At 71.9% G+C, this 6,976-nt stretch carries 8 protein-coding genes; 4 read left to right on the top strand and 4 right to left on the bottom strand.

Annotated elements, in window-relative coordinates; genetic code table 11:
* From D7V97_RS37510 to D7V97_RS37500, 3 genes are all read left to right on the top strand, one after another.
* Nucleotides 1–579 (top strand): hypothetical protein (locus D7V97_RS37510; RefSeq protein WP_120615410.1); only part of this gene is annotated, 579 nt, incomplete at its 5' end.
* 77 nt (nt 580–656) lie between these two features.
* Nucleotides 657–1,232 (top strand): YceI family protein, encoded by a 576-nt coding sequence (locus tag D7V97_RS37505; protein ID WP_120615408.1) that lies wholly within the window; start codon nt 657–659, stop codon nt 1,230–1,232.
* Nucleotides 1,229–2,029, top strand: coding sequence for a Rieske (2Fe-2S) protein (locus D7V97_RS37500; protein WP_120615407.1), 801 nt, complete (start codon nt 1,229–1,231; stop codon nt 2,027–2,029). Before D7V97_RS37505 ends, D7V97_RS37500 begins: the two co-directional genes overlap by 4 nt.
* 23 nt (nt 2,030–2,052) lie before the next feature.
* Here the strand turns inward: D7V97_RS37500 and D7V97_RS37495 are convergent, their stop codons facing one another.
* From D7V97_RS37495 to D7V97_RS37485, 3 genes are all read right to left on the bottom strand, one after another.
* Entirely contained in the window at nt 2,053–3,045 is a 993-nt protein-coding gene (locus D7V97_RS37495) for a CBS domain-containing protein (protein WP_120615406.1), read from the bottom strand.
* A gap of 157 nt (nt 3,046–3,202) precedes the next feature.
* Nucleotides 3,203–4,312, bottom strand: coding sequence for an ArsA-related P-loop ATPase (locus tag D7V97_RS37490; RefSeq protein WP_120615405.1), 1,110 nt, complete (start codon nt 4,310–4,312; stop codon nt 3,203–3,205).
* Entirely contained in the window at nt 4,309–5,262 is a 954-nt protein-coding gene (locus D7V97_RS37485) for an ArsA-related P-loop ATPase (protein ID WP_120615409.1), read from the bottom strand. The genes D7V97_RS37490 and D7V97_RS37485 overlap by 4 nt, the downstream gene beginning before the upstream one ends.
* Nucleotides 5,263–5,663: 401 nt before the next feature.
* On the opposite strand from D7V97_RS37485, the gene D7V97_RS37480 reads away from it, so the two are divergent.
* The gene (locus tag D7V97_RS37480) at nt 5,664–6,119 is read left to right on the top strand and encodes a hypothetical protein (protein ID WP_120615404.1); all 456 of its coding nucleotides are present in this window, start codon (nt 5,664–5,666) and stop codon (nt 6,117–6,119) included.
* A 48-nt stretch (nt 6,120–6,167) separates the two neighbouring features.
* Here D7V97_RS37480 and D7V97_RS37475 read toward each other — a convergent pair whose 3' ends face one another.
* Complete coding sequence (locus D7V97_RS37475) at nt 6,168–6,851, bottom strand: hypothetical protein (protein WP_120615403.1); 684 nt, start codon at nt 6,849–6,851, stop codon at nt 6,168–6,170.
* Between the last annotated feature and the right edge of the window lie 125 nt (nt 6,852–6,976).

Below are 6,976 nucleotides of genomic sequence, written 5' to 3'. Positions count from 1 at the left end.
ACCCCGGACGTGGCGCCCCCCGTGCCCGCCACGCAAGAGGCCCCAGCCGCCTCCCCGTCGTCGGAGCCCAGCCTGGATTTCGACCTGCTGCAGCCGGAGGCGGACGCCACGGCGGGCCTGTTGGATCCGGACCTGGAGGGCAAGCTCAAGACGCGGCGCACCATGCTCAAGCTGCACCAGGGCCTGGGGCTCGCGATGGCGGGCGGCCTCACCGCGGCCACGGTGCTGGGGCAGATCCAGTTCAACCGTTCGTTCCGGGGCGGCGGCGATGACCGGTCGCTGCTCGCGTGGCACCGGGGCGTCGTCATTGGCACGTCGGTGCTGTTCGCCGCGGTGGGCACGCTGGGCATCCTGGCGCCGGATCCGGTGGAGCGCGACTTCCGCTTCGACACCGTGACGTTCCACAAGATCTTCATGAGCCTGGCCACGGCCGGCATGCTGACGCAGGCGGTGCTGGGCATCCTGGCCACGCACAGCTACGGGGAGCTGCAGGAGCCCCGGTACGCCACCGCGCACCAGGTGGTGGGCTATGCCACGTTGGGCTGCGTCGCCGCGGGCATCGTAACGCTCACCTTCTGACCTCAACCCCCTGTCGTGAATGTCTCCGCGCGCGGGCCGTTGTGCGGAGGAGCGCTGTATCCCCCTTGGAGGACGCTGTGATTGCTCGACGACTCGCCACGCTCGCTGCCCTGCTGCTCGCGCTCCCCGCCGCCGCGCAGAGCACCCCCCGGCTGTACTCGGTGAAGAAGGACAGCAGCTCCCTCACCTACAAGCTCGTCCACAAGCTGCACGAGGTCTCCGGCAAGGCGAAGCCCAGCGAGGGCAAGGCCGTGCTGAAGCCGGACGGCACGCTCCAGGTGGCCGTGCGCGCGCAGGTGAAGGACTTCGACTCCGGCAACGCCAACCGCGACACGCACATGGTGGAGGTGACGGAGGCGGCGAAGTACCCGCTCATCGACTTCAAGGGCGTGGCCACCGGCGTGAAGACCCCCACCACCTTCCCGGCCAAGGTGCCGGTGACCCTCAAGGGCAAGCTCACCTTCCACGGCGTGACGAAGGACGTGGAGCTGCCCCTCACCGTGAACTTCACCTCCGCCAAGGAGGCCACCGCCGACGGCACCTTCGACATCAGCCTGGAGGGCTACAACATCGAGCGCCCCTCGCTGCTATTGGTGAAGGTGGACGACAAGCTGGTGCTGGAGCCCCACCTCGTCTTCGTGGAGGGTACGTGAGCTCGTCGCGTCGCGATTTCTTCAAGAAGGTGATTGGCACGGGCGCCGTCGTCGCGGGGCTGCCCGCGTGCGCGCCGGACATCGACCCCTCGCCGGTGCTGGACGTGCCCGCGCCCGGCGAAGACGGCATCGTGTCGCTGGTGGTGCCGCGCTACCCGGACCTGTCCCGCGCGGGCGGTTCGGTGACGCTGCGCTTCCCGGGCAGCTCCGGGCAGGAGAACCTGCTGGTGGTGCACCCCACGGAGAACACCTACGCGGTGCTGTCCGCCACCTGCACCCACGTGGGCTGCCCCATGGGCTTCGATGGCACGGAGGCCGTGTGCCCCTGCCACCTGTCGAAGTTCTCCATCACGGGGGCCGTCACGAACGCGCCCGCCACCGTGCCCCTCAAGGTGTACGTGGCCACGTACAACGCGGGCACGCAGGTGCTGAACATCGAACTCAAGTCCGGTGACACCACGTTCCCGTCCGTCGTCAACGGGACGCTCACGCTCACGTTCGACCAGTTCCCCGCCCTGCGGGACGTGGGCGGCGTGGCGAGCGGCCGGCCCACCGGCTACGGCAAGACGGTGTTCATCTTCAAGCTCGAGGACGGCACCTACTCGGCGGTGGATTCCATCTGTACCCACACGGGGTGCGAGGTGAAGCTCGAGGAGAGCATCAACGGGCTCCTGTGCCCGTGCCACGCGTCCACCTTCACGAAGAAGGGTGATGTGACGCAGGGCCCGGCCACGCTGCCCCTGAAGACGTTCACCGTGGCGGAGAACGCCTCAGGGGTCGTCGTCACCATCACGTGAGGTGAGGCCGCGAAGGCCGGCTGTCAGCGCAGCCGGCTCCAGAACGAGCGCCGCGAGGAGATGCGCTCCAGCGCGTCCTGCAGCTCCTCGTCCTGGTCGGCGCGGCTCGCGATGTCCCCCAGCGCGATGATGCCCACGAGCCGGTCGTCGGGCTCCACCACGGGGACGCGGCGCACCTGACGGCGGCCCATCAGGTCGATGACGCCGTGCAGGTCCTCCTCCGGCAGCACCGCTTCGATGTCCTCCGACATCACGTCCGCCGCGCGAAGCTGCTCCACGGCGCGCCCGTGGGTGAAGCCGCGCACCGCGAGGTCCCGGTCGGTGACGAGCCCCAAGAGCCGCCCGTCCGCGTCCACGATGGGCACCACGCCGCAGTCCTCGTCCTTCATCAGCTGCGCCACTTCCCGCAGGGTGCTGTCGCGGCGGGCGGTGCGCACCGTGCGGGTCATGATGTCGCGCGCGGTGAGCGGCTCGCGCTGCCAGCGCCGTCGCGAGCCCGTGGCCGTGGCGGTGCGGGCGGGCTGCTCGCGCGAGGCCTGGGGCGGACGGTCGCGCAGGAGCGGCTCCTCGCCGCCGTAGCCGGTGCGGTCCCACTCGCGGTAGTTGGCGACCTGGCGGGGCTGCTCCCGCTCCTGTTCGCCCATCGTCCTCAGGGGGCCCTGGCCGGTGGCCTCGCGCGGGTCCCGGTCGTCGCGGCCGTAGGGGCCCGGGGTGCCTCCGCCGCGCGCGCCCTCGGGGTCCCCGCGCCAGAAGCTGGCGTCATCCATCTGCTGGGTGCGCACCCGGGCCAGGCGCAATTCGGCGGCGCGGTGGAAGCGGCCCTGGCGGACGGAGGCGTCCTCCTCGCGGGCGGAGCTCCAACCGCTCACGTCGGACTCGGCGCGCTCCCGCGAGCCCGGCGGGGCCAGGTCCGGCGCCCGGTGCGTGGCCATGGCGTCGGTGGGCGGCGTGGAGACATCCGCGCGACCCAGCGGTTGCTGACGCCCGTTTCCGTTGCGGTGATCAATGGTGCCCATGTGTCGCAGGCCTCCTCGCCTGTCGGGCTCGACTGGCGAGCCCGCTCGGCGAGCTCGCTCGGCGAACTCGCCTGACGAACATGGGAAGCCGGCCAGGGCGCGCAAAGGCCCGGCCAGCCAGGAGCGGCGACGGTTGCCTGTCCGCCCTGCGTCCGCGTCAGGCGACGGTGAGCGCGTCGCCCAGGTTCACGAGGCCCCGGAAGTCCTCCAGGTCCGCGCCCGCGTCCGGCGCGGCGATGGCCAGCGCGCCCAGGGGCAGCCCCTCCGCGAGCCGGTCCAGCAGCGAGCGGTGCGCCGTCGCGCGCGCGTCCTCCACGCCCGCCAGGTGCTCCAGCGCGAGCACGGCGTCGTTGTCCGCGGAGTTGTTCGCGTGGGGCTTCAGGTTGGCGGCCGGCGCGAGGCCGTCCTCGCGCGCCCAGCTGCGGTTGAGCACGTAGCCCGCGAACGGCAGGCCGCGCGCCTGGAGCGCGTCGCGGAAGAAGGTGGCCTCGCGCATCGCGGCGGCCTCCGGCGAGGTGACGAGGAGGAAGGCCGCGTCCTTGGACGTCAGGTGCTCACGCAGCCGCTCCGTGTGCAGGCGGATGCCAGCGAACAGGCCGCCGAACGCGCCCACGAAGGTGCGCATCTCCTGCGCGAAGCCGCCGCCGAAGATGCCATCCAGCACCTTGCCCACCAGCGCCTGCGCACCCTGCCACAGGCGGCCGGTGCGGCCGGAGTCGGGACCGAAGAGGGAAATCACCCGGTCATCCAGGAAGCGCGCGAGCCGGCCCGGGGCCTCCAGGAAGTCCAGCGCGTGGCGGCTGGGCGGCGTGTCCAGGAGGATGAGGTCGTAGTGGCCGTCCGCGAGGAAGCCGTCCAGGGCCTCGGCGGCGGCGTACTCCTGCACGCCCGCGACCAGCTCCGACAGGAAGCGATACAGGCGGTGGTCCAGGATGGCGCGCGCGGCGCTCTCCGTGGCGGACAGCTTGCGCACCATCCGCTCGAAGACGATGCGCGGCTCCAGCATCCACACGTCCAGCCGGCCCTCGCCGTGCGGGCCGTCCGCGTACAGGCGCTCCAGCGGGACGGTGGTGGGCTCCGGGCCGTTCTCCTTCAGGCCCATGGCCTCCGCCAGCCGCCGCGCCGGGTCGATGGTGAGCACCAGCACGTGGCGCCCCGCGCGAGCCGCCGCCACGCCCAGCGCCGCCGCCGTCGTCGTCTTGCCCACGCCCCCCGCGCCGCACAGGACGATGACCCGCTTGTCGCGCAGCATTGCGTCCAGGTTCATGGCGTGGCCTCCCGACCGCCTGCAGGGGCGGCCTCTTCGAGTGTAGGCAGCAACAACTCCGCGAGCCGTTCCACCAGCGCCGTCCCGGTGAGCGCCAGCTCCGGCAGCCCCCATTGTGGCACGGACGTGTCCGCGGCCAGCCGCTTCCGGGCCTCCCGGGCGCGCTCCAGCCGCTCCAGCGCCCGCTGCCCCCGGTGGGGCCCGTGGGTCTCCAGCAGCCGGTCCAGCGCCGCGCGCGACTCCGGCGTGAAGGGGTCCTCCGGCATCCGGTTGAGCACCACGGCTGTCAACGGCAGACCCACGTCCTTCAACTCCCGGGCCATGGCCAGCGTCTCGCTCACCGGCAGGGGCTCCGGCAGGCTGGTGAGCACCACGCCCGTGCGAGCGGGGTCCTGCAAGAGGTCCAGCCCTTCCCTCACCGCGCGGCCGATGGGCCCGCCCGGCATCAGCGACAGCACGCTCCGGGGCAGCGTGGCCAGCGCCAGCGCGTGGCCCGTGGCGGGCAGGTCCACCACCGCCAGCGGGTACAGGGGGCGGCCGTCCGGGTGCGCGCGCCGCACCAGCGTGAGCATCTGGTACAGCAGCCCCATCTCCTTGAGCGCGGGGCCGGCCTCCAGGAAGCGCCGCAGCGCGCGCGAACGCAGCGCGGCATCCGCGAGCCACTTCACCGGCAGCGTCTCCTCCAGGAACTGGCGGTGCCCCTCGGCGGCGGACAGGCGCACGAAGGACAGGTTCGGTCTCACCGGGACGACCTTGGCGCCGGCCTCCTTCGCGCCCACGAGCGCGGCCAGGGTGGACGGACCGCCCTCGTCCGGGGACAGCTCCGCCAGCAGCACTGGACGCCCGGAGCGCGCCGCCGCCACGGCCATCGCCGCGGACAGCGTCGTCTTCCCCACGCCGCCCTTGCCCGACACCAGCACGGCGCGTCTGTTCCACAGCGAGTCCAGCACCACGCCCCCATCCGTCGCGCCTTCGCGCGCGCGACTCTTCACAGTGAGCAAGGAGGCGCATCCCGACAACCGCCCGGAGATGCGGCCTCGGCGGCCGTCCGCACGGCCGCCCGCCGGCAATCATAGCGGCTTCTGTTCACCACCCGGCAGACCCTCCCCACCTCGTACACAGGGTCATGACGCGGGCGTTCACCCGGCGCCGTTCCCCCGCGCACGAGTGTCCGGCACGCGACGGCCGGGGGGCACCCTTCCCAGGGAGCCACCTGGGCTGCGACGGTGCGTGCGACCCGGCAGGTCGCATGGCGGTGCGTCACCTGCGAAGAGGCTGCAAAGAGGCGTGACGAAGTGGTGACGTCGCTCCCGTTTTGGATACCCTCGGGGCCTCTGCGTGGAGGAGGTTGATGGGAGCGCTGCGGGAGTGGGTCTTCGGGGCACAGCGCATCGTGCTGGAGTCCGCCGACATCGTCTGGGCAACGGTCCGCGGTGCGTTCGGCGAGGAGGAGGTGCGCCAGCTCGTGAGCGTCTTCCACGAGCTGACGGTGGATCCGGGTGGCCCCTTCTACCTCGTCGTGGACCTGGGCAGCGCCATGGGCCCCATGACGGAGGGCCCCGCGCTGTCGGTCGCGCTGCGCAAGTACCTGGCCGGGAACCTGCGCCCCGAGTGGTTCCGCGCCGTCATCTTCTACGGAGGCAACCGCGCCCAGCGCGACGTGATGAAGGCCCTGGTGGTGGCGCTCCAGTTCACCGGCGACACGAAGCTGGAGGCCCGCTTCCTGGAGACCGGCGGGGCGGCGCGAGCGTGGTTGGAGGCCCACCGCCTGCGCCAGCCCCTGCCGCCCGCGTCGCCGGTCACCTGAGCCCGAGCCCGAGCCCGAGCCCGAGCCCGAGGTGAGGCGCGGGAAGCGTCAGTGGACGGCCCAGCGCTCGGCGATCTCCTCGCACGCGAGCACCACGTCGCCCAGCCGGCGGATGTGCGCGCGCGGCGCGACGTAGAGCGACCCCGCGAACACGTCCACCACGGTCATCAGCCGGTGGTCCGCCGGGCCCAGCCGGCACAGGTGCTGTTCGGCGAAGCGCTGCAACAGCGTGCCGATGTACTGCCCCGAGCGCTCGTCCAGCGGGTGCGTCTTGGAGAAGTAGAGCTTCATCAGCCCCACGCGCGGGTTGCCCTGCTTGTCCAACCGCTGCACCACCACCTCCGGGCGCACGCTGATGGTGACGCCCGCCATCTCCAGCACGGGCGGCTCCGCGCCCACGGCGCTGATGATGGCGTCGTCCAGGTCCAACCACGGCACCAGGTCCGCGAAGCGCTCCAGCGCCTCCGAACACAGTTGCATGCGCTGGGCCTCGAACTCCGACTGCGGCACCGCGCAGGCGAAGCGGCGCTGGGCCTCCCGGAGCACGTTCATGTCCAGGCCGCGACACAGGAAGTCGGTGACGGCGTGCGACGCCTCCGGGTAGCGGAGGTACTGCGATTCCGGCGGGTGCTTCTGGTCGTGGATGATGCGCTTCCTGCGGGCAGGCGTCGCGATGAGGTACTCGCCCAGCTTGTTGACCGACACTCGCGGCATTTCACGGGTCTCCGGCACGGTGATTCCCCCTCTGGAAGGCTGTCGGAATAGGTACACAGTACACAGGGGGTCTGACATCCAACGGACAGCGGGAACATGCCCTGGAGGGCAGGTTCCGGGGTTTGTCCTTCCCGGGGCGGGAG

Origin of the sequence: Corallococcus sp. CA053C, assembly GCF_003611675.1 — a bacterium.
Taxonomy (GTDB): domain Bacteria; phylum Myxococcota; class Myxococcia; order Myxococcales; family Myxococcaceae; genus Corallococcus.
Note: the sequence above shows the minus strand (reverse complement) of the source record. Positions and strands in the feature narration are given on the sequence as shown.

Bases quoted from the DNA above. Each gene is read 5' to 3' on its own strand.
- D7V97_RS37495 (WP_120615406.1), bottom strand. From the start codon at position 3,045: ATGGGCACCATTGATCACCGCAACGGAAACGGGCGTCAGCAACCGCTG.
- D7V97_RS37490 (WP_120615405.1), bottom strand. From the start codon at position 4,312: ATGAACCTGGACGCAATGCTGCGCGACAAGCGGGTCATCGTCCTGTGC.
- D7V97_RS37480 (WP_120615404.1), top strand. From the start codon at position 5,664: ATGGGAGCGCTGCGGGAGTGGGTCTTCGGGGCACAGCGCATCGTGCTG.